The organism is Peptoniphilus gorbachii, from assembly GCF_016908115.1.
Classification (GTDB): domain Bacteria; phylum Bacillota; class Clostridia; order Tissierellales; family Peptoniphilaceae; genus Peptoniphilus_A; species Peptoniphilus_A gorbachii.
This window is the reverse complement of sequence record NZ_JAFBDH010000014.1, coordinates 13181-34032: the sequence shown is the minus strand read 5'-3', so window position 1 is coordinate 34032 and position 20852 is coordinate 13181. Positions and strand designations below refer to the sequence as shown.

General features: G+C 32.5%; 19 protein-coding genes and 1 rRNA gene. 16 read left to right on the top strand and 4 right to left on the bottom strand.

Going from position 1 to position 20852, the window contains the following annotated elements:
- Together rrf and JOD41_RS08875 are read left to right on the top strand one after the other, a co-directional pair.
- Positions 1-96, top strand: a 5S ribosomal RNA gene (gene rrf, locus JOD41_RS08880); the annotation flags it as partial.
- A gap of 214 nt (positions 97-310) precedes the next feature.
- Complete coding sequence (locus JOD41_RS08875) at positions 311-943, top strand: hypothetical protein (RefSeq protein WP_205052527.1); 633 nt, start codon at positions 311-313, stop codon at positions 941-943.
- 80 nt (positions 944-1023) lie between these two features.
- Here the strand turns inward: JOD41_RS08875 and nrdG are convergent, their stop codons facing one another.
- Both nrdG and nrdD read right to left on the bottom strand, forming a co-directional pair.
- A complete protein-coding gene (gene nrdG, locus JOD41_RS08870; protein WP_205052526.1) occupies positions 1024-1521 on the bottom strand; it encodes an anaerobic ribonucleoside-triphosphate reductase activating protein in 498 nt (165 codons plus the stop codon).
- Positions 1521-3644, bottom strand: coding sequence for an anaerobic ribonucleoside-triphosphate reductase (gene nrdD / locus JOD41_RS08865; RefSeq protein WP_205052525.1), 2124 nt, complete (start codon positions 3642-3644; stop codon positions 1521-1523). Before nrdD ends, nrdG begins: the two co-directional genes overlap by 1 nt.
- A gap of 331 nt (positions 3645-3975) precedes the next feature.
- Between nrdD and JOD41_RS08860 the strand changes: the two genes are divergently transcribed.
- From JOD41_RS08860 to JOD41_RS08845, 4 genes are all read left to right on the top strand, one after another.
- The gene (locus JOD41_RS08860; protein ID WP_205052524.1) at positions 3976-5412 is read left to right on the top strand and encodes a C40 family peptidase; all 1437 of its coding nucleotides are present in this window, start codon (positions 3976-3978) and stop codon (positions 5410-5412) included.
- A gap of 67 nt (positions 5413-5479) precedes the next feature.
- Positions 5480-6289, top strand: a complete 810-nt coding sequence (locus tag JOD41_RS08855; RefSeq protein WP_205052523.1) for a thioredoxin domain-containing protein — start codon at positions 5480-5482, stop codon at positions 6287-6289.
- Positions 6290-6428: 139 nt separating this feature from the next.
- The gene (gene panC, locus JOD41_RS08850; protein WP_205052522.1) at positions 6429-7262 is read left to right on the top strand and encodes a pantoate--beta-alanine ligase; all 834 of its coding nucleotides are present in this window, start codon (positions 6429-6431) and stop codon (positions 7260-7262) included.
- Between the two features lies 1 nt (position 7263).
- Complete coding sequence (locus tag JOD41_RS08845) at positions 7264-8220, top strand: bile acid:sodium symporter family protein (protein WP_205052521.1); 957 nt, start codon at positions 7264-7266, stop codon at positions 8218-8220.
- Between the two features lie 42 nt (positions 8221-8262).
- Here the strand turns inward: JOD41_RS08845 and JOD41_RS08840 are convergent, their stop codons facing one another.
- On the bottom strand, positions 8263-8739 hold the full coding sequence (locus JOD41_RS08840; RefSeq protein ID WP_205052520.1) for a pyridoxamine 5'-phosphate oxidase family protein: 477 nt from the start codon (positions 8737-8739) through the stop codon (positions 8263-8265).
- Positions 8740-8816: 77 nt separating this feature from the next.
- Here JOD41_RS08840 and JOD41_RS08835 point away from each other — a divergent pair, with 77 nt between their 5' ends.
- Positions 8817-9122, top strand: coding sequence for a cupin domain-containing protein (locus tag JOD41_RS08835; RefSeq protein WP_205052519.1), 306 nt, complete (start codon positions 8817-8819; stop codon positions 9120-9122).
- Between the two features lie 49 nt (positions 9123-9171).
- Here JOD41_RS08835 and JOD41_RS08830 read toward each other — a convergent pair whose 3' ends face one another.
- Positions 9172-11490, bottom strand: coding sequence for a bifunctional dihydroorotate dehydrogenase B NAD binding subunit/NADPH-dependent glutamate synthase (locus tag JOD41_RS08830; RefSeq protein WP_205052518.1), 2319 nt, complete (start codon positions 11488-11490; stop codon positions 9172-9174).
- 162 nt (positions 11491-11652) lie between these two features.
- Here JOD41_RS08830 and proB point away from each other — a divergent pair, with 162 nt between their 5' ends.
- The 9 genes from proB to JOD41_RS08785 all read left to right on the top strand — a co-directional run bounded on the left by proB (position 11653) and on the right by JOD41_RS08785 (position 20848).
- Entirely contained in the window at positions 11653-12435 is a 783-nt protein-coding gene (gene proB, locus JOD41_RS08825; RefSeq protein WP_205052517.1) for a glutamate 5-kinase, read from the top strand.
- Positions 12413-13669 carry a glutamate-5-semialdehyde dehydrogenase gene (locus JOD41_RS08820; RefSeq protein ID WP_205052516.1) on the top strand — a complete coding sequence of 419 codons (1257 nt, stop codon included), beginning with the start codon at positions 12413-12415 and terminating at the stop codon, positions 13667-13669. Before proB ends, JOD41_RS08820 begins: the two co-directional genes overlap by 23 nt.
- A gap of 148 nt (positions 13670-13817) precedes the next feature.
- Positions 13818-14747, top strand: coding sequence for a nitronate monooxygenase (locus JOD41_RS08815; RefSeq protein WP_205052515.1), 930 nt, complete (start codon positions 13818-13820; stop codon positions 14745-14747).
- Positions 14748-14783: 36 nt separating this feature from the next.
- The gene (locus JOD41_RS08810; protein WP_205052514.1) at positions 14784-15512 is read left to right on the top strand and encodes a TraX family protein; all 729 of its coding nucleotides are present in this window, start codon (positions 14784-14786) and stop codon (positions 15510-15512) included.
- An 84-nt stretch (positions 15513-15596) separates the two neighbouring features.
- Entirely contained in the window at positions 15597-16967 is a 1371-nt protein-coding gene (locus JOD41_RS08805) for an MATE family efflux transporter (RefSeq protein WP_205052513.1), read from the top strand.
- 174 nt (positions 16968-17141) lie between these two features.
- The gene (locus JOD41_RS08800) at positions 17142-18089 is read left to right on the top strand and encodes a D-2-hydroxyacid dehydrogenase (RefSeq protein ID WP_205052512.1); all 948 of its coding nucleotides are present in this window, start codon (positions 17142-17144) and stop codon (positions 18087-18089) included.
- A gap of 105 nt (positions 18090-18194) precedes the next feature.
- Positions 18195-18383, top strand: coding sequence for a hypothetical protein (locus JOD41_RS08795; RefSeq protein WP_205052511.1), 189 nt, complete (start codon positions 18195-18197; stop codon positions 18381-18383).
- Between the two features lie 107 nt (positions 18384-18490).
- Positions 18491-20101, top strand: coding sequence for a MutS-related protein (locus JOD41_RS08790; RefSeq protein ID WP_205052510.1), 1611 nt, complete (start codon positions 18491-18493; stop codon positions 20099-20101).
- A 141-nt stretch (positions 20102-20242) separates the two neighbouring features.
- Complete coding sequence (locus tag JOD41_RS08785) at positions 20243-20848, top strand: histidine phosphatase family protein (RefSeq protein ID WP_156702609.1); 606 nt, start codon at positions 20243-20245, stop codon at positions 20846-20848.
- Positions 20849-20852: the final 4 nt, after the last annotated feature.

Sequence of the window (20852 nt, the reverse complement as noted above, 5' to 3'; positions counted from 1 at the left end):
GACACACCTGTAACCATACCGAACACAGAAGTTAAGCATTAGTCCGCTGATGGTACTTGGCTGGCAACGGCCTGGGAGAGTAAGTTATCGCCAGTTAAAAGGTCTATTGATGCAAGTTTATCTTTGTCAATAGACTTTTTATTTTAAATACTCCTTTTAAAATTAGTAAATATTTTGCTTTAATTATTCCACAATGAGTTATCTCATTACATATTAAAGATAAAAAGATCTTCCCTTTGAGGAAGATTTTTTTATTGGGAATTTTTATTTTTATCAAGGGCAAAGGGGTAATAATAAATTAGGTGATATTATGAAAAGTAAAGTTGCAAAAGTTTTTGCTATCCTGATTCTTCTTGTAATAATTTTATTTGTTGCTATACAAATTTATTTTTCTCCAACTCCAGATTTTAAAAGAAACAATTCTATACATGGGGATAAAGTAAATGTTCAGGTGTCCAATGATGAGAGGAAACCAATTGTAAGGACCTTTGAGAGAGAGAAATTTGAAAATCTTTCTGAAAAAGAACTAATGAAACTAAGAGATACAATTGATGGTAGGATTGAAGGTGACATTCCTTCAATACACTTAAATGAAGATAATAAATTTTATGTAGAGTTCATAAATAAGGGAAAAGTTTATGAGCCTGCAATTCCAAAGATAAAAATATTTGCCTCTGCTTCCCATTATGATGACAAAGAAAAGCAGAGAGTCATAGAAGGCGAGTTAGATAGGCTTGATGACGGCAGATATTATTTTGAAACTAAGAGGTATAGCACTCAATTTGAAAAATATTTTCTGGAATACCTAAGAGTTGAAATTTATTATACTATTGATGGCGTGGACTATGTTTCCACCCTTGGGACCTTCCAAGACAATGCCAATGACGGCACAGACTTCTTTGATAACGAAACTTTAGACACGCCAATACCTCCAGAAGAATAGGGCAAAAAAAGACCTCAGCAGTGATGTTTACCATTCAAAGCTGAGGCATTTTTCTTTTTTATAGAAATTTAAGTTTATTATTATTTTAAGTCAAATAAAACTACTTCCTTTGCCGCCAAGGATTTTTTTATGTCAATTATCCTTTGGTTTGATGAGCCGCGAAATCTTAGCTTTAAATCCTTTAGGGCTTCTACAAATCTTCCGTCTACAAGGACGTCACATTCCTTTAGGAGATTTTTTTTATTCTCGTCATTTAAAATTTCTTCATAAGTATAACCAGAGAAGATCCAAATTTCCTTTTGGACTTCTTTTTTTATGTCACGAATAACTTTTAAGAGGTCCACTTCATTTTGAAAGGGCTCACCGCCAAGTAGCGTAAGCCCCTTTACTTCATCTAGTTTTAAATAGTCAATGACTTCTCTTGTTTCCTTGTCAGTCCAAGGCTCGCCAAAGTTAAAGTCTTGGTATTCTTTGTTAAAACAGTTGTGACAATTGTGAGTGCAACCTGTAACAAAAATTGTGGTCCTTATGCCAGGTCCATTTGCCACATCATACTTTCTTATTTGCGCATAATTCATTAGATGTGTAGCACCCTTGCGTTGATTTCTTTAGTACGGCCTTCGTTCCAGAAGTTTTCACCAAGGTAGCCACAAGTTCTTCTTACTACGCTTAGAGTTGACCTATCTGTGTTGTGACATTGTGGACATTCCCACTCACCTTCATCGTTAAGTTTTATTTCACCATCAAAGCCACATTCAGAGCAGTAGTCTGATTTTGTGTTGAACTCTGCGTATTGAATGTTGTCATAAATAAATCTTACAATTGTTTCAAGTGCTTCTAGGTTGTGACCCATGTTTGGTATTTCTACATAGGAGATGCAGCCGCCAGTTGATTTATCTTGGAATTTTGCTTCAAAGGTAAATTTTTCGAAGGCAGAAATTTTTTCACGAACATCAACATGGAAGGAGTTGATGTAGTAACCCTTGTCAGTTACATTTTCGATAATGCCAAATCTTTCCTTGTCAATGTTGGCAAATCTTTGTGTAAGTGACTCTGCAGGTGTTGCATAAAGTGTGAACTTAATTCCATATTCCGCAGTCCATTTTTTTACAGCATCATTCATGGCGTCCATTATTCTCATGGCAAAGTCATAGCCCTTCTTGTCAGTGTGACTTACGCCCTTAGTTAACACAGTTGCTTCATAAATTCCAATGTAGCCAAGGGAAACTGTGGAGTAACCATTTTCTAGTAGTGGTGCAATTGGCTCGTGCTTGCCAAGTCTTGCTATGGCACCATGTTGCCAGTGAATTGGAGATGAATCGCTTGTAACTTTTTTTAAGTGTTCGTAGCGAAGAAGTCCAACTCTCTTAACTAAATCAAGTCTCTTTTCTAAGATTTCAAAGAATTTTTCTTCATCTCCGCCAGCTAAGATTCCAATTTGAGGTAGGTTAATGGAGCAAGCGCCCATGTTAAATCTTCCTTCAAACTTGTAGTTGCCCTTTTCGTCCTTGTAGGGAGGAAGGAAGGCACGACAGCCCATTGGTGAGAAGACATTGCCTTCGTAGTTGGCACGCATTTTCTTTGCAGAGATGTAGTCTGGGTACATTCTCTTTGCAGTACATCTAATGGCAAGGGAAGTCAAATAATAATATTTTGAATCCTTGTTGACGTTATTTTCGTCAAGTACATAAATTAATTTAGGGAAAGCTGGAGTAACATAAACTCCTGCATCATTTTTTATGCCTTGAATTCTTTGCTTCAAAATTTCTTCAATAATCATGGCAACTTCGTCAACGTATTGGTCATTGTCTTCAAGCCACATGAAAAGTGTGACAAAAGGTGCTTGACCATTGGAAGTCATGAGTGTGTTTATTTGATACTGAATAGTTTGAATTCCGCTTTCAAGATCTTTTCTAGTCATTCTGTCTGCCATTTTTTCAGCAAGTTCAATGTCACCTAAGGTATCTAGGGCAAGATTTAAATTCTTTTCGTAGGATCTTCTTAAGTATTTGCCTAGACAAGATATGTTAATACTTTGTCCGCCATATTGGTTTGATGCAATTTGTGCAATAATTTGTGTCATAACATTGCAGGCAACTTGGAAGGATTTTGGAGTTTCGATCATCTTTCCATTGACAACAGTTCCATTGTCAAGCATGTCCTTCATGTTGACTAGACAGCAGTTAAAAATAGGTTGGATAAAATAGTCCATGTCGTGAATGTGAATGGCACCTGATTCATGTGCTTCAACTAAATCTGCAGGAATCATTTTTCTCTTGGCAATGTCTTTTGACACTTCGCCTGCTATTAAATCTCTTTGAGTAGAGGCGATGATGGCATTTTTATTTGAGTTTTCGTCCATTAAGTCTTCATTAGTTTCATTTAAAAGACCTAATATGCCCTCATCAGTAGTATTTTGTTCACGCTTAAATTGTTGAACAGCTTTGTAAGATTCGTAGGCTCTTGCAGTGGCAGGATTGTCATTTTGAATTAAACGGTAATAAACTTCACTTTCTATGTCATAAATTGAAAGTGGAAGTTCCTTATTATTTGCAAGGGCTTCAATTTCCTTTGCAATTTCTAGCGCCTGGTTTTCTATGTATACACCAGAGCTTGAGTGCATGGCTTTTTCAATGGCGATTACGATTTTATCTCTATTGAAATCAACTTTTTTGCCATTTCTCTTAATAACTTGTGGCATTTTACCCATCCTTTCTAATTAATATAATTATTTTCGATAGATATAATTATACTACATATAGTAGGGAAATTAAAGAATGAAAACAAGATATTGGGTTTTCCTTTAAATTTTACAAAAAGATAAATAATTCATATTTAAGCTATTTTTTTTAATCCATTAGTAGTAATTAGGAAATATAAAATTAAAATTTTGCAAAAAAGAGTTCCTATTTGAGTTAATTATTATTCACATTTTAAATAAAATTATATAAATTTTTATTTTCTTTAACAATTTACTTTAGAGCTTTAAATGATAGAATATAAGTAAGAGAATAAATTAAAAGGAGAATATTATGAAAAAATTTTTATTGTTACTTATTTTATTTATAGGACTTTTACTTCCACAGGGAGCCTTTGCAATTTCTGCATCGCCTAACAACAAGTCCTCTATTAAAATTATTGATCCAGATGATAGTGAAAGGACTTTACCTTTCTCAACTTATAATATAAATAATTATAATTACTTTAAACTTCGAACTCTTGCAAATTACATGAATCACACTGTCAAAAAATTTGATGTGAAATATGATGAAAGTAAGGACGCAGTTTTTATTAGTACTGGCAAAAATTATTCAGATTATGACGCTATGGAAATGGTAAAGAAAATTTATGGTGATAAAGAAGCTCATGAGACAAAACAAAAAATTTTTGTAGACAATAAGGAAATTAAAATAGATGGATATAATATTGAAGGCAATAATTATTTTAAGCTTCGTGATTTAGGAGATGTCCTAGATTTTATGGTTGACTATGACAATGAAAGTAACACTGTAATTATAAATCCTAATATCTCAAGTGCTAAGGCTGAAAAAGATTTAAATAAACTTGTTTCAGAAGTTCAGAAAGAGCTATCTTTTTCAAATGATTCTGTAACTACTGATAATACATTTTGCTATATTCCAGCCAGTGGAAGTCCAATAAAAGTAAATGTTTCACCAGGTTATCTTATAGAGATAAAAAATTCTAAAATTACAAACTTTAAAAAGTGTAAAGATTTTATTAGTATCCCAAAGGGAACTGCAGCAATTTATATGAATTATGCTAATTTTAAAAATAAATCTATATGTATAGACGATAATGAAGTAAATATGAGCGAGGCATATTTAAATAATTGGTTTAAGAAAAATATTTTTGTGCCTTTTGTAAAAGCAAAGAAGCTTAACGCTTCAAATAATATGTATGAAATTAAATACATGGAGCTTGTAAATCTTGATAAAAAATATAAAAATGTATCTTATATTTTTAATGCCCCAATAGAAGAAAGATATGAAATAAACTATGGAAATAATTCTGATTTTGTAAATTTCACTGCAGATAAAAATCAAGTTTATGGTCTTGCCAAAAAGGGAAAAAACATTGGATTTAATTGGTGGTATGCCACTTCTCCACAAAATTACAATGAAAAAATAGAGCACATGATAAATTATGCCCTAAGCGTACAAGGTTTTTCTTATGATCAATATGACTGTTCAGGCTTAGTTGGTGCCGCCGCTGATGTGGCTGGTTTTGACATTGCACCTGCCTTTTCTTGGCTAATTGAAGGATCTCCTAATGTTAAAGAAATTCCAATGAAGGATTTAAGAAGGGGAGATCTTTTAAATAAAGCTGGCTCACATATTATGATATACCTTGGCGATGGAAAAGTAGTTGAGTCTGTACCAAAGGCTGGAGTTAGAGTTGCTTCTGTTAGAAAAAGTGGTTATAAAGCTCTAAGAATTTTAGATAGATGAGAAAGAGGGGTCGCCCCTCTTTTTTTTATGATAGAATAAAAGAAAAACTATTTATTGCGAGGTTACTATGTTAAAAATATTTACAGATGTATTAGATCCATTTTTGTGGGGACTTTTTCCCATACTTAGAAAATTTGAAAGAAAATATAAAAATTTTAACTACCAATTTGTCATGGGTGGACTAATTGGAAATTATGAAGAATTTCTTCCTAAAAATTTTAGAGAAAAAAATTCTATTGAGCTGGGCAATAAAATTTTATATGACATGTATAGGGCGACGGCAACTATTACAAAGATGCCTGGTTTTAAAAATCCTCCAGAACTTTTTACAGAAGACTACAAGTCATCTCAGCCACTAGATAAATATTTTCTAGCCTTTAAGGAAATTAACGAGGAAAATTCTTCAACTTACATGAGAAAAATTCTGGAAGAGGCAATAATTTTTGGGAAAAATATTTATGAGCTAGATGTGGAAAGAGAAATTTTAAAAAGTTTTAATGTGGACTTTGATGAATTTTTATTTAATTACGAAAACAGCCAGGATATTTTTCTAGCCAATAGAATGGAAGCCTTTGACTACAGAATAAAAAAACTTCCTGGATTTTTAATAACAGAAAATAATAGGGTTCTTCAAAATATTATGGACTTCTCAAGAGTTGAGGAATTTTTACTGGAAAATTTAAGTCTAGAAGAAAGAGATGAAAATTTATCAGAGGAAGAAAAAATTCTGGACTATGTAAAATCCTATGATTTAGTCTTAAAAGATGAAATAAAAATAGTTTTTGGCGAGGAAAATAAATTAGAAGAACTTGTAAAAAATAAAAAAGTTTTTGTAAAAGAAATTAATGATTTTAAGATTTTAGATATAAAAGGCTAATGGAGAAATTCATGGCCTTTTTAATTTTAAAAATCTTTAAAAGTTTGTTATAATAATTGCCGGAGACGGTATTTTTTATAAACCGTACTTAAATATTTATAAGTAAATATTCTCCAAAAAAATTTTAAGGAGAGAGAAAATGAAAGTATTAAGAAATGTCGAAGAGGCATTGGAATTTACCAAGGGAAATTACCAAAAGTCTGTAGGCTTAGTTCCAACTATGGGATTTTTGCACGCAGGACACAAGTCTTTAATCGACGAAGCAAGAAAGAATAACGATATTGTTGTTGTATCTATTTTTGTAAACCCAACTCAATTTGGACCAGGTGAAGATTATGAAGCCTATCCAAGAGATGAAGAGAGAGATTTTAAACTTTGCGAAGATGCTGGTGTAGACGCAGTTTTTACTCCAGATCCCAAGGAATTTTATCAAAATCACAAAACTTATGTGACTATTGAAGATTTAAAGGATAATTTGTGTGGCAAGACTCGTCCAATTCACTTTAGAGGTGTCTTGACAGTTTTGACTAAACTTTTCCACATCTTTAAACCTACTAATGCTTACTTCGGAAGAAAGGATGCACAACAATTTTTAATTGTAAAAAAAGCTGTTTATGACCTAAACTTTGGCATCAATATAGTGCCATGTCCTATTAAAAGAGAAGATGATGGGCTTGCAATTTCTTCAAGAAATGTATATCTTTCAGAAGAAGAAAGAAAGGCTGCACCAATTCTTCACAAGGCTCTTGAAAAGGGAAGAGCTGCAATTAAAAAGGGAATGAAGGCAGAAGACTTAATAAAAATCATTGTAGATGAAATTAAGACAGAAAAGCTTTCTGACATTGAATATGTTCAAGTTGTAGACACAAAAGAAATAAAAGATGTAGACATAATAGATGGAGATGTCTTAGTGGCTCTTGCTGTAAGATTTGGAAAAACTAGACTAATTGACAACTTCTTCTATGAGGTATGAGATGTTTAGAAAAATTTCACATTACATTGAGAAGTATCTCATCATAATAATTTTATTTTTGTCAGCTTGCGCTCTTAGATATCCAAATAGTTTTAGTTTTATGACTAAATACACTTCACTATTTTTGGCAGCAGCCATGTTTGGAATGGGAACTAGCATAGAAACTAGGGATTTTAAAAATCTTTTAAAGGCGCCGAAAATAATTTTTTTGGGAGCACTTTGCCAGTATACAATTATGCCTCTATTGGCTTTGGCATTATCTGTCCTATTTAAATTACCAAAGGACATTGCCCTTGGAGTAATTTTAGTGGGAGCTTGCCCTGGTGGAACTGCATCAAATGTACTTTCTCACATTGCAGAAGGTGATCTTGCTTATTCAGTTCTTTTGACAGTGGCATCAACTTTACTTGCACCAATAGTTACGCCTCTTCTTGTTTATTTAATGGCAGGCTCAATTGTTGAAGTGTCCTTTATGTCTATGTTTATCTCAATAGTAAAGGTAATTGTAATTCCAGTAGGACTTGGAATTATTACAAATACACTTTTGAAAAATAAAATAAAGAAAATTGATTTTATTTTTCCTCTAATTTCTTCTATGGCAATAGCTCTAATAATTGCAGCCATAGTTGGACTTAATGCAGAAAAGATTATGACTTCAGGTCTTTTAGTTTTTGGAGTTGTAATTATTCACAACTTCTTGGGACTTTTAGTTGGACTTGGAGTTGGAAAATTAACTGGTCTTGATTATGATAAGAAGTCAACTTTATCTATTGAAGTTGGAACACAAAATTCAGGTCTTGCAGTGGTACTTGCAAATACAAATTTTGCCATAAATCCACTGGCAGCCCTTCCAGGAGCAATTTTTTCTGTAGTTCAAAATTTAATTGGCTCAATATTTGCTCATTATAGGGCAGGGCAAAGAGAAAAGATGCTAAAAGAAAGAGAAGTAAATATATAAAAATAGCCAAGGTTTTTCCTTGGCTTTTTTAGTGAGAAATTTTTATTTTTCATGAACTTTCTTACAAGTTATATGTTCAATGGCAAGATAATAAACTAAGACATTCTTAAAACTTCTTACCATGGCTGCATCAACTTCTGAAAGAGAAGGATAGTATCTTGAAGCAAGTTCACTTAATTTTCTTGCAGCAAGCTCTTGGTCTTTTACTATTTCTATTTTACCAAAGGCAATTACGCTTTTTAGGTAATAAGACCAGCCATTATCTGAAAGCTCTTCATCTCCATAAGTAACAAAACATGATTTGTTATTTTTTTCAATACAATCCACCTTGTAGCCAGTCTTTGAACCATGAAAATAAATTCTATTCTCTTCATCATCATAAAAATAATTTATGGGAAGGGAATAGGGGTAATTATCGTCGCCATTAAAAGAAAGGACTCCTCTTTTATTTTCTTTAAGCAATTTTTTAGCTTCATCAAGGGGAAGCTCTTGTTTTATTCTTCTCATTTCTCTAAACATATAGCACCTCTTTTTATAATTATAGCAAATAATTTTATGATTATAAAAAGAGATTAAAATCATGCTATAATGAGGACATGAAAGAATTATACAATGTTTTTAAAAATATAAAATTCTCCAATGATGGAGAAATTGAAGAAAAAATTTATGAAGATGATAGTCTAAAAATAATTAGGACTATGTCACTAAATCAAGTCACAGACTTTTATGACCAAGAGGAACTTGAAATTGTGTTTTTACTTGGAGGTCTGGCTGAAATAGAATATGATAATGGAAGGATTATAAGTTTAGAAAAGGGAGACACACTAGAGATAAGACCTCACGAAATTCACAGAGTAAGGAGTCAAGATAGGGCAGTTTGGCTTTGCATTTTTAAAAAATAATATAAAAAAGGGAAGAGGTAAGACTCTTCCCTTAATTTTTATCTTTATCTTATTTATTTCTCAAAAACTCATCAATAGACTTTGCTGCATTTTTTCCAGCACCCATGGCAAGGATTACTGTTGCAGATCCTGTAACGGCATCTCCACCAGCAAAGATTTCCTTACGAGATGTTTGCGATTCTTCATTTACAATTATGCCGCCCCATTTTTCTATGTCAAGATTTTTTGTAGTTGAAGAAATTAGTGGGTTTGGATTTGTTCCAAGAGCCATGATAACTGTTTGGAATTTTTCTTCATATTCGCTGCCTGAAATTGGCACTGGTCTTCTTCTTCCTGATGAATCAGGTTCTCCAAGTTCATTTCTCACACATTTAAGGGACTTAACCCAGCCTTCATCGTCTCCAAGAATTTCCACTGGATTAGTCAGCATTTCAAATTTAATGCCTTCTTCCTTTGCGTGATGAACTTCTTCAGTTCTTGCAGGAAGTTCTTTTTCAGTTCTTCTATAGACAATGGAAACATCGGCGCCAAGTCTCTTGGCAACTCTTGCAGCATCCATTGCTACATTTCCACCACCAACTACGGCAACTTTTTCGCCAACATTTACTGGAGTGTCATATTCTTCGTCAAAGGATCTCATTAAATTATTTCTTGTCAAAAATTCATTTGCAGAGTAAACTCCATTTAAGTTTTCTCCAGGAATATTCATAAATTTAGGAAGACCTGCGCCAGATCCAATAAATACAGCTTGGTAGCCTTCTTTTATTATGTCATCAATAGTCATAGTTCTTCCTATGACAAAGTTGTTTTCTATTTTTACGCCGAGATTTTTAATATTTTCTACTTCGTATTCCACAACTTCATCGGGAAGTCTAAATTCTGGTATGCCGTAAATTAAAACTCCACCAGATTGTTGAAGGGCTTCAAAAATTGTCACATCGTAACCCATTTTTGCAAGTTCACCTGCACAAGTAAGACCTGCAGGACCTGCTCCAACAACAGCTACTTTTTTATTTAGTTTTCTTATTTCGCCAACTTCTTTAATTTGGTGACGTCTTGCATAGTCTGCTGCAAATCTTTCAAGCTTACCAATGGAAACAGAGTCGCCACGATTTAAAAGGACGCATCTTTCTTCACATTGTGTTTCTTGTGGACAAACTCTTCCGCAAACTGCAGGAAGAGATGTGTAAAGGGAAAGAACCTTATAAGCTTCCTTGAAATTACCATTGGCAATTTCCTTTATAAAGCCAGGTATGTCAATGGAGACAGGACAACCACCAACACAGCCAGGTTTTTTACAGTTAAGACATCTGCTTGCTTCTTCTACAGCTTCTTCTGCTGTGTAGCCAAGGCAAACTTCTTTGAAATTTTTATTTCTCTCTTCAGGTGCTTGTTCAGCAATTGGCACGCGTTTAAATCTATCTTCAGCTTTTTTTATGACAAAGCCATCTTTTTCTTGACCTTCTAAGTTTTTATCTTGTACAGATTCTGCTAAGTGATCAGATACTGCAAGATCCATTGTGCAGTGGTGATCTTTTATTGTCTTAGTCTTCTTGTTGTTGATGTATTGTCTTTGTCTTTTCATTGCAGAATCAAAGTCAACTAAGTGACCATCAAATTCTGGTCCATCAACGCAGGCAAATTTAGTTTTGCCATCTATGCTAACACGACAAGCTCCACACATTCCAGTTCCATCCACCATTATTGGGTTAAGGGAGACTGTTGTTGGAAGATTATATTTTTTTGTAGTTAAACAAACAAACTTCATCATAATCATAGGTCCAATGGAAACCACATGATCATATTTTTTATTTTCATTTTCAATTAAGGCTACGATTTTATCAGTAACAAGACCCTTAAAACCGTAAGAACCATCATCTGTTGCTATGTATAAATTGTCGCAGACAGATTTTAATTCATCTTCTAGGATTACAAATTCTTTTGACTTTGCTCCAATAATTATGTCGCAGTGAAGTCCATGGTCCTTAAAAAATTTTGCTTGAGGATAAACTGGTGCAGTTCCAACGCCGCCAGCAACGAATAGATATTTTTTGTCCTTTAAAGATTCAAGGTCCATGTCGCAAAAATCAGATGCGTGACCAAGAGGTCCAACAAAATCTTTAAAGTTTTCTCCTTCTTCAAAGGCTGCAATTTTTTTAGTTGATTCTCCAGAAGCTTGTACAACTATTTGTACGCTACCTCTTTCTACATTGTAATCAGAAATTGTGAGAGGTATTCTCTCAGAATATTTGTCTGCTATTAAAATAATAAATTGACCTGGTTTTGCAGAAGCTGCAATTTTAGGTGCATATATGTCAAATAAATAAATATTTGGCGCAAGTTCTTTTTTTCTTAAAATTTTTGGCAAAATAATCACACTCCAAGGATATTATAGCATAAGGAAAATTTTAGGTAAAAGAAATTTAAAATGCTATGATTATTTATTTAAAAGTCTACTTTTTTCTTATAAATGATAAAAAATATTTACTAATGTAAAATTTTAAAGTATATTATATCTAAGGTGATTGAAATGAGAAAATTTTCAAGAGAAATAAAAAAAGTTGTCATAAAAGTTGGATCATCATCTATTACTCATGACAATGGAAAAATAAATTTACAAAAAATTGATGAATTGTGCTTTGAAATTGCTAATTTAAAAAACCAAGGCATTGATGTTATTTTAGTATCTTCAGGTGCCATTGCAGCAGGTCGTGCAAAATTAAATTTATCTGAAAGACCAAAAGAAACTTCAGTTAAACAAGCTGCAGCAGCAGTTGGTCAAGTAGCCCTAACTAATATTTATGATAGGTCACTTATTTCCTATGGCTACAACTCTGCGCAAATACTTCTCACAAGACAAATTGAAAAAGATGACGAGATGAGGGAAAATGCAAAGAATACTTTTGAAAAATTGCAGGGAATGAATGCCATTCCAATAATAAATGAAAATGACACAATTTCCACTTATGAAATAAAATTTGGCGATAACGATACACTTTCTGCCATAATATCAAGAATTACAGAAGCAGATCTTTTGATTATGCTTACAGATATAGAGGGACTTTATACAGACGATCCGAGAAAAAATAAGGATGCAAAAATTATTCACCAAGTGGATAATATTAATGATGTTGAAGGTATGGCAAAGGAAACAGAATCCAATGTTGGAACTGGTGGAATGTATACAAAAATTAAGGCAGCAAAGCTTGCTATAGAAAAAAACATCCAGGTTGTAATTGCATCTGGAGAAAACATGAAGACAATTAGAGATATAGTTAAAGGAGAAGAAATTGGAACATATTTTAAGTGTTAAAGAGCTTGGAAAAATTGCAAAGGAAGCTTCTTACAAATTAAAAAAATTAAATACAGCTGAAAAAAATAAAATGCTGGAATCTATTAAGGATTCACTTTTATCTGAAAGTAAAAAGATTTTAGCTGCCAATGAAACAGACATAAAAAAGGGCAGAGAAAATAATATGCCTGAAGGTTTAATTGATAGACTTCTTTTAAATGAGGCGAGAATTGAAGCCATGGCAAAATCTATTGATGATGTTATAGATTTTAAGGACCCAGTAGGAAAAGTTTTGTCCATGGAAGAAAATTATGCAGGACTTTTAATTGGAAAGAAAACTGTTCCCATGGGAGTTATTGCCATAATTTATGAATCAAGACCAAATGTTACTCTTGATGCTGCCATTTTGTCCTTAAAGGCATCTTCTACCATAATTCTTCGTGGTGGGAAAGAATCTATAAATTCAAATATTGCCATTGCTGATGCCATAAGACTGGGCATAAAAAATGCTGGCTATGACGAAAATTTTGTGCAAATAGTAAAGGATACTTCAAGAGAATCTTCAAAGGAATTAATGCAGCTTAAAGGCTATGTAGACCTTTTACTTCCAAGAGGCTCAGCATCTCTAATTAATTCTGTTGTGGAAAATGCCAAGGTACCTGTAATTGAAACTGGCGTTGGCAATTGTCACATTTATGTTGATGAAGATGCTGATATAGAAAAGGCTATAAAGATTATAGAAAATGCAAAAACACAAAGAATTGGAGTTTGCAATGCCATGGAATCTCTTGTGGTTAATGAAAATCTAGAAGACAAGTTTTATGACTTGTTAAATGATATAATCGACAAATATAATATTAAAGTTCACGCAGATGAAAAATCTATTAATAAATTTAAAAAGGCAGTCCCTGCTACAGAAGATGATTTTGGACGTGAATATCTTGACTACGAATTTTCTGTCAAGACTGTAAAAGATGTTGATGAAGCAATTGACCACATCACAAGATATTCTACGGGACACTCTGAAGCAATTTTGACAAAATCCTATGAAAGGGCAATGAAATTTTTAGAAGAAGTTGACTCTGCCTGCGTCTATGTCAATGCATCAACAAGATTTACAGATGGTGGAGAATTTGGCAAGGGAGCAGAACTTGGCATATCAACACAAAAACTCCACGCAAGGGGACCAGTTGGCTTAGATGAGCTTGTAAGCTACAAGTATATAATATTTGGTCACGGTGAATTTAGAAAATAGTAAGTATTAAGACCAGAGTTAAAATTTTCTCTGGTTTTTTATTTAAAATATTTTTGTAGATAATTAAGTTAAAGACTAAATTTTTGATAAAGTTACAATAATTTACTAAGTTTAAATATTTTATATATTTAAAAAATTTGGGGGTTATATGAAAATTCATGATCTTTTAAAGATAAAATATCCAATTTTGCAAGGTGCCATGGCAAATATTTCTACAGCAGAACTTGCTGGAGCGGTTTCAGAAGCTGGTGGCCTTGGTATGATAGCAAGTGGTGGCTTTAGTCCAGAGAAAGTTAGATCTGAAATAAGAAAAATAAAAAAGATGACAGATAAGCCCTTTGGCGTAAATATGGTAATGATTCATCCTGAAATTCATGAGCTTAATAAAATAATTGTGGAAGAGGGAGTAAAAATTATAACTTGTGGTGCGGGAAATCCTGAGAAATATTTTGATTATTGGCTAAAAAATGGTTTAAAGGTAATTCCAATTATTGCCAATAAAAAAATGGCACAAAAAGTTGAGCGTCTTGGTGCCACTGCCTGTGTCTTTGAAGGAGCAGAAGCAGGAGGACATATTGGCAAGCTCAATACCTTCCCAGCTCTTCCAGAAATTGCTGACTCTGTAAAAATTCCTGTGATTTCTGCTGGTGGAATTTACACAGGAAGACAAATTCTTGCTGCAGAAATTTTGGGAGCAAGTGGAGTGCAAATGGGCACAAGATTTTTAGTGTCAAGGGAAGCCCCAATTCATGAAAATTTTAAAAAACTTTTAATCGATGCCAGTGACAGAGATACAATTGTAACAGGAATTACAACATCTCATCCAATAAGATGTTACAAAAATAAATTGGCTGAAAAACTTTTAGAAATTGAAATAAATAAGCTTGGGGAAGATGAGTTTGAAAAATACGCAAAAGGATCTGGCAAAAAAGCTGTCATAGATGGAGATGTAGTTTGGGGTTCTGTTATGGCAGGAGAGGGCTACGAGTATTTAAATAAAATTGAAAGTGTAAAAGATATAATAGAAAATATTATGAGAGACTATAAAGATTTAAAAGATAATTTTAAAAAGAATTAAGAAAAAATGACAATAATTTTATAAGAGAGAAGAAAAATGGAAAGATTTAACAATGAAAAATTAAAAAAAATTCAAATTTTAAATGGGGCACAGTTAAAGTACATTGCCTTTATTTCTATGCTAATTGACCACATAAATAAGGGCATAATTTTACCTTATCTTGAAGTAGGATCCACCCTATCAAAGATTTCTACAGTCTTTGATGTTTTAGGTCGTATTGCCTTTCCCCTATTTTCCTTTTTTATAGTGGAAGGATTTTTTAAAACTCACAGCAGGAAAAAATATTTACTAAATTTACTTTTCTTTGCAGTGATTTCTGAAGTGCCCTATGATATGTTTTCATCAAAAGTATTTTTAGAATTTAGATTAAATAATGTCTTATTTTCTCTGGCTCTATCATTAATTTTTATATGGATCTTAGATGAATTTAGAAACAAATTTGAGGATAAAATTCGCAAGTGGTGGAAATTTATATCAATTCCACTTTTAATTGTCATGTACTTTGTTAGCACTTTTGTGTCAGGAGATTATGATTTCCACGCAATCCTCACAGCTTTCTTCTTTTATATATTTTACAATAAACCTGTTACTTCAGCAGTCCTTGCCTATTTAAGTATTATTAAAGAAGTTTGGTCAATACTTGGATTTGGTCTAACTATAATGTATAATGGTGAAAAGGGAAAACAAAATAAAATTTTTAATTATTTATTTTATCCAGTGCATCTTCTAATTCTTGGACTTTTGAGGATGTATCTTGATATTTGATTTTTAACTAAAGACGCAGATGCGTCTTTTTATTTTTGAAAACTTTTAAAATTTTAAAGGTTTTCATAATATAGGAGGTAAAAGATGAAAGAAGAAAATATTTTGGGAAGAGACCCTATAAAAAAACTACTTATACAGTTTGCACTACCAAGTATTTTTGCCTTAATAATAAGCTCCCTATATAATATTGTAGACCAAATTTTTATAGGAAACTCTGTGGGGATGCTAGGTAATGCTGCAACAAATGTTGCCTTTCCTCTTGTTACAATTTGCACAGCTCTTGCCCTTCTATCTGGCATAGGTGGAGCTGCAAATTTTAATATTTCATTGGGAAGAGGACAAAATGAACTTGCAAGGCACTACATCAAAAATTCCATAAGTCTTGCCACTATAGCAGGTTTTGCCTTTACAATAATAACTCACTTATATATGGAAACTTTTTTAAAAACTTTTGGCGCAACAAAGGAAATTATGGACTATGCCATAGAGTATGTGTCCATAACTTCTTATGGATTTATATTTTTAATTTTAGTAAATGTGGGTTCAACTTTAATAAGAGCTGATGGTGCACCAAAATTTTCCATGTACTCCATGGTAGTAGGTGCTGTCATAAATTTAATTTTAGACCCAATTTTTATTTTTGTCTTTGACATGGGCATGGCAGGAGCAGCTTATGCAACTGTTTTGGGACAATTTTTTTCTTTTCTAATGATAGTATTTTATTTTACAAGACATTTTAAATCTGTGGACCTAGAGGGAAAATATTTTGAATTTCAATTAGATAAGATTATAAACATAGCAAGGCTTGGTGCTGCAAGTGGATTTAATCAAGCTGCTATATTATTTGTTCAAATACTCATGAATAATTTTTATAGATACTATGGATCTTTGTCAGAATATGGAGCAAATATACCTCTTGCGGCAGTGGGAATTGTAATGAAGGTAAGCATGGTATTTTTCTGTGTCAATATTGGACTTTCCCAAGGACTTCAACCAATTTCTTCCTTTAATTATGGGGCAAAAAATTATGACAGGGTTGTTGAAGTTTATAAACTTGCAATAAAATATTCTCTTATAGTTTCATCAATTTCCTTTGTGATTTTTCAAATTTTTCCAAGACAAATAATTATGCTCTTTGGAGGAGGTAGCGACTTATATTTTGACTTTGCCATAAAATTATTTAGGATTATGCTCTTCTTTACTTTTTTAAATGGAGTGCAACCAGTTACTATGGGATTTTTAACATCCATAGGACTTGCCAAGAGAGGGATTTTAATTTCTCTATTAAGACAAGTTCTTCTTCTTGTTCCCTTTGCCTATATTTATGCAAACTTATTTGGAGTAAAGGGACTTTTGTACGCACCTCCAACAGCAGATTTTATAACTGCCCTAATTACCTTTGCCCTTGCAAAAAAAGTTTTAGATAATCATAGAAAAAAATCAATTGAAGTATAAAGGCAAGCCTTTGGACAAACCATTAACTTAAAGTAAATATAAAATGGTTTTCCAAGGGCTTTTTTAAAAAATAGTATTAATTATTTTAAGCTAATAAATGAGCTTGAAAAAGATTTCATTTTCAACTAAAATAGAAATGTAACGAAGTACATAAAAATTTTAAGGAGGATGTAAATGAAAGCGTTAATGGTAGACTATATGTCAGATGTTATTGACAAGGGACTAGAAGAAAGAGGTATTGAACTTGATAAAGTTATGCTTCCAACTTCTGAAAAATTAGCAGAAATTATTGAACCTTATGATTTCCTATTCATGAGAGTTGACCCATTCATCAACAAAGAAGTTCTTGATGCTGCTAAAAACTTAAAGGCAATTTTCGTTGGTTCAACAGGAACTAACCACATTGACCTTGACTATGCAAAAGAAAAAAATATTCCAGTTAAAAACTCTCCAGGACAAAATGCAAACGCAGTTGCTGAACTTGTTTTTGCAAAAATGTTAGATCTTTACAGAAATTCTGTACAAGCTCAAAACGAAGTTAAGGGTGGAATTTGGAACAAATATAGATGGATTGGTAGAGAACTTAGAAACAAAACTCTAGGAATTTGTGGTTTTGGTGCAATTGGTAGAAGAGTTGGAGAAATCGCTAATGTATTCCACATGAGCGTTCTTGCTTATGACCCATTCTTAAAACCAGAAGATATTAAAGTTGACTATGCTAAACTTGTTGATTTCGATACTCTTGTAAAAGAATCTGACATTATCACTCTTCACATGCCACTAACTCCTGACACTAAGGACTTATTTGCAGCAGAAGAATTTGAAAAGATGAAAGACGGAGCTTGCATAATAAACGCTGCTCGTGGCGGAATTGTTAACGAAGATGACCTATACGACTACATCAAAAATGGCAAACTAGGCGGAGCAAACTTAGATACACTTTCTAACGAACTTGGCTCTGGCGGACTTGACACTCAAGATGTTCCAGTTGAAAGCAAATTATTTGAACTTGATAGACTTTATGTAACACCACACATTGGTGGCTCAACTATCGACGCTCAAGACGACATTGGACATGTAATTCTTAAAAACTTTGACGAATTATTTCCAAACTGCAAATAATTAAATAATAATTTTAAGGCTGTTTGTTTTTTAAAAATGAACAGCCTTTTACATAATATTTTAAGTTTTAAGGTTTAAGCACTTAATAGGGGCGGATGAAATAAGATGAAAAAGCAAAAATTTTTTAAATTTATTGAGTATTTCTTTTTTGCAAGTACAACTTTTATGACAGGTGTATTTTTGTATTATCTTTATGAAAGAGATGATTTAGATTTTTTAAAACCTTTAATGCCATATTTTGGGATACTTCTTTTTGCATCCTTTGTTAGTGCTGTAAAATACAAAAAGAAATAAAATAATTTTTTAAGACTGTTCACAATTGTGGGCAGTTTTTTTGCAGTCCTTATTCATTGTAATGACAATTTCTTTGTAATAAAATAATAAATAAAGAGGAGGATGACATGAAGGATTATTACGCACCGATTATTTTATTATTTGCTTTTACTGGAGTAATTTTTTTATATGATTATTATATAAAAATAAAAAACGAAAGAATTTTGCGAGCAGAAATAAGAAAAAACTTTGGGAAAATTCACTCAAAAAAGTTCAAGGGAAAAATTGACGGCATACATAAAAGACTTGGCGGAAATTTAAGTGAAATAACAGCAGCTGATTTAAACTTCGACAAAATAATTGAGAATATGAACCACAGTATGACAAGGCTGGGTCTTGAATATTTTTACTATAGAATAAAAAATTTGATTTTAGATGAAGCTGACCTTTTAGAGATAGAGAAAAATTTAAAGGCTAATGAAGATAAAAAAGACCAGCTTTTAGACCTGCAATTACAACTTGGGAAAATCGGTTATTTCAAGGAAGATGTCCTAAATCTTATTGAAGAAGAAGTTAAAGTTGATAGGGAACTTGAAATAGGGGCGAAAGTTTTTTCTTTCACAGCACTTTACATATTATTACTTTTTATTTTCTTAAAGGCTCAGGCAATTTTATTTATTTTTGCCCTTCTAGGCATTAACATTTACATTTATAAAAAATTTAATGAAATAACTTTAGGTAAATTAGAAGCCTTAATGAGGCTTAAAAGTATTTTATTTGTATCAGAAAACTTGGTGAAAAATAAAAATGAGCTTTTCACAGAAGAACTTCAGGAGATAGAAAATATTTTAAGAGACCTTGCTCCCTTAAAGAGAACTTTAAAGTCCTTTGGATTTTTGACAGGCAATGCAGAAATGGACTTTGCAGAAACCTACAAAAATGTATTATTTTTATCAGAGGCGAGAAGATTTTCAAAAGCGCAAAAACATTTCAAAAAATACGGAGAAGAAATTCATAAACTTTATTACTTAATAGGAAAAATAGACTGTCAAATTGGAATTATTTCTATAAAAAAGGCATATAAGACAAATTTTGCAGACTTTGGAGAAAAAATTTCTGGGAAAAACTTATACAACCCACTCTTAAAAGAAGCAGTAGCCAATGATTTAGATTTAGAAAAATCAATAATTTTAACAGGATCAAATGCATCAGGAAAATCAACTTACCTTAGGACTATAGGAATTAACGCAGTCTTTGCCCTTAGCTTTGGAATTTTCTTTGGTGAAAAACTTGAAATAAAGCCAATGAAATTAACTTCAGCCATTGATATATCAGACTCAATAATGGAAAATCTATCCTATTTTATGGCAGAGTCCAAGGCAATAGGAGACATGATTGAAGACAGCGAAGAAAAAATAATTTTACTTGACGAAATATTTAGGGGTACAAACACCATTGATAGAATAGCTTCAGCTACAGCGACCCTAAAATATTTAACAAGAAATAATCATGTAGTGGCGGCAACTCACGATATTGAGCTTACAATTTTATTAAAGGACCTATATAAAAATATGCACTTTGAAGAAAAAATAGAAGATGGCGATATAAAATTTGACTACTTATTAAAAGAAGGTCCAGCCACATCTCGTAACGCCATTGCAATTTTAGATAATTTAAATTACCCAAGAGAAATAATAAAAGAAGCAATAGCCCTTTCAAAGGAATTAGAAGAAAGATAAAAATAGTAAATTTTCCACTGGACCTACCAGTGGTTTTTTATTGAAAGCTTTTCATACTTTAATTGTTTTTTCTTATAATATATAATATTAATAGGAATGAATTTTTTTATATAGATTCTGCATATAGATTGTGAGGGGAGTATGAGGATTTATTTTACTAGACATGGGGAAACTGAATGGAATAGGGCTGGAATTATTCAAGGACAAGATGATTCGCCACTTACTAAAGAGGGAATTGAGATGGGTAAAATTCTTCGCGAGAAATGTAAGGACATCCATTTTGATGCAGTTTATTCATCTGATTTAGGTCGTGCTTATGATACTGCAAAGCTCATTTGTCCCAATCAATATATTGTAAAGACTTCTCTACTTCGTGAAATAGATGTGGGTTATTGGTCGGGAAAAAATATTCAAGATGTGAGAAAAGATGACACTTGGCTTCACAAACTTTATTTTGAAAAGCCACACTCCTACAACAGAATTGATGGCGAAAGTCTCTACGACCTTAGAAGGCGAGTGGAAAAATTTTTTGAGTATGCTGTTTATCCTGAACTTGATAATAATATTTTAGTTGTAACTCACGGGGTAACTATTGTTGCCATGTATTCAATTATGGAAAATGTGCCTATGAAAAATTTTTGGATAAATAGGGTAAGGAGAAACGCTGAGTTTAATATTTGTGATTATCATGATGGCAAGTTTAAAATTATTAAGAAGGCTCCGCAAAATCCTGTGGATTCTATTTGAGGTG

Excerpts from the sequence above, each read along its gene's own strand:
- JOD41_RS08805 (WP_205052513.1), top strand. The coding sequence starts at position 15,597 with ATGAAAGAAGAAAATATTTTGGGAAGAGACCCTATAAAAAAACTACTT.
- JOD41_RS08815 (WP_205052515.1), top strand. The coding sequence starts at position 13,818 with ATGAAAATTCATGATCTTTTAAAGATAAAATATCCAATTTTGCAAGGT.
- proB (WP_205052517.1), top strand. The coding sequence starts at position 11,653 with ATGAGAAAATTTTCAAGAGAAATAAAAAAAGTTGTCATAAAAGTTGGA.
- JOD41_RS08795 (WP_205052511.1), top strand. The coding sequence starts at position 18,195 with ATGAAAAAGCAAAAATTTTTTAAATTTATTGAGTATTTCTTTTTTGCA.
- JOD41_RS08855 (WP_205052523.1), top strand. The coding sequence starts at position 5,480 with ATGTTAAAAATATTTACAGATGTATTAGATCCATTTTTGTGGGGACTT.
- nrdD (WP_205052525.1), bottom strand. The coding sequence starts at position 3,644 with ATGCCACAAGTTATTAAGAGAAATGGCAAAAAAGTTGATTTCAATAGA.
- JOD41_RS08845 (WP_205052521.1), top strand. The coding sequence starts at position 7,264 with ATGTTTAGAAAAATTTCACATTACATTGAGAAGTATCTCATCATAATA.
- JOD41_RS08875 (WP_205052527.1), top strand. The coding sequence starts at position 311 with ATGAAAAGTAAAGTTGCAAAAGTTTTTGCTATCCTGATTCTTCTTGTA.
- JOD41_RS08860 (WP_205052524.1), top strand. The coding sequence starts at position 3,976 with ATGAAAAAATTTTTATTGTTACTTATTTTATTTATAGGACTTTTACTT.
- JOD41_RS08800 (WP_205052512.1), top strand. The coding sequence starts at position 17,142 with ATGAAAGCGTTAATGGTAGACTATATGTCAGATGTTATTGACAAGGGA.
- JOD41_RS08835 (WP_205052519.1), top strand. The coding sequence starts at position 8,817 with ATGAAAGAATTATACAATGTTTTTAAAAATATAAAATTCTCCAATGAT.
- JOD41_RS08840 (WP_205052520.1), bottom strand. The coding sequence starts at position 8,739 with ATGTTTAGAGAAATGAGAAGAATAAAACAAGAGCTTCCCCTTGATGAA.
- JOD41_RS08785 (WP_156702609.1), top strand. The coding sequence starts at position 20,243 with ATGAGGATTTATTTTACTAGACATGGGGAAACTGAATGGAATAGGGCT.
- nrdG (WP_205052526.1), bottom strand. The coding sequence starts at position 1,521 with ATGAATTATGCGCAAATAAGAAAGTATGATGTGGCAAATGGACCTGGC.
- JOD41_RS08810 (WP_205052514.1), top strand. The coding sequence starts at position 14,784 with ATGGAAAGATTTAACAATGAAAAATTAAAAAAAATTCAAATTTTAAAT.
- JOD41_RS08790 (WP_205052510.1), top strand. The coding sequence starts at position 18,491 with ATGAAGGATTATTACGCACCGATTATTTTATTATTTGCTTTTACTGGA.
- panC (WP_205052522.1), top strand. The coding sequence starts at position 6,429 with ATGAAAGTATTAAGAAATGTCGAAGAGGCATTGGAATTTACCAAGGGA.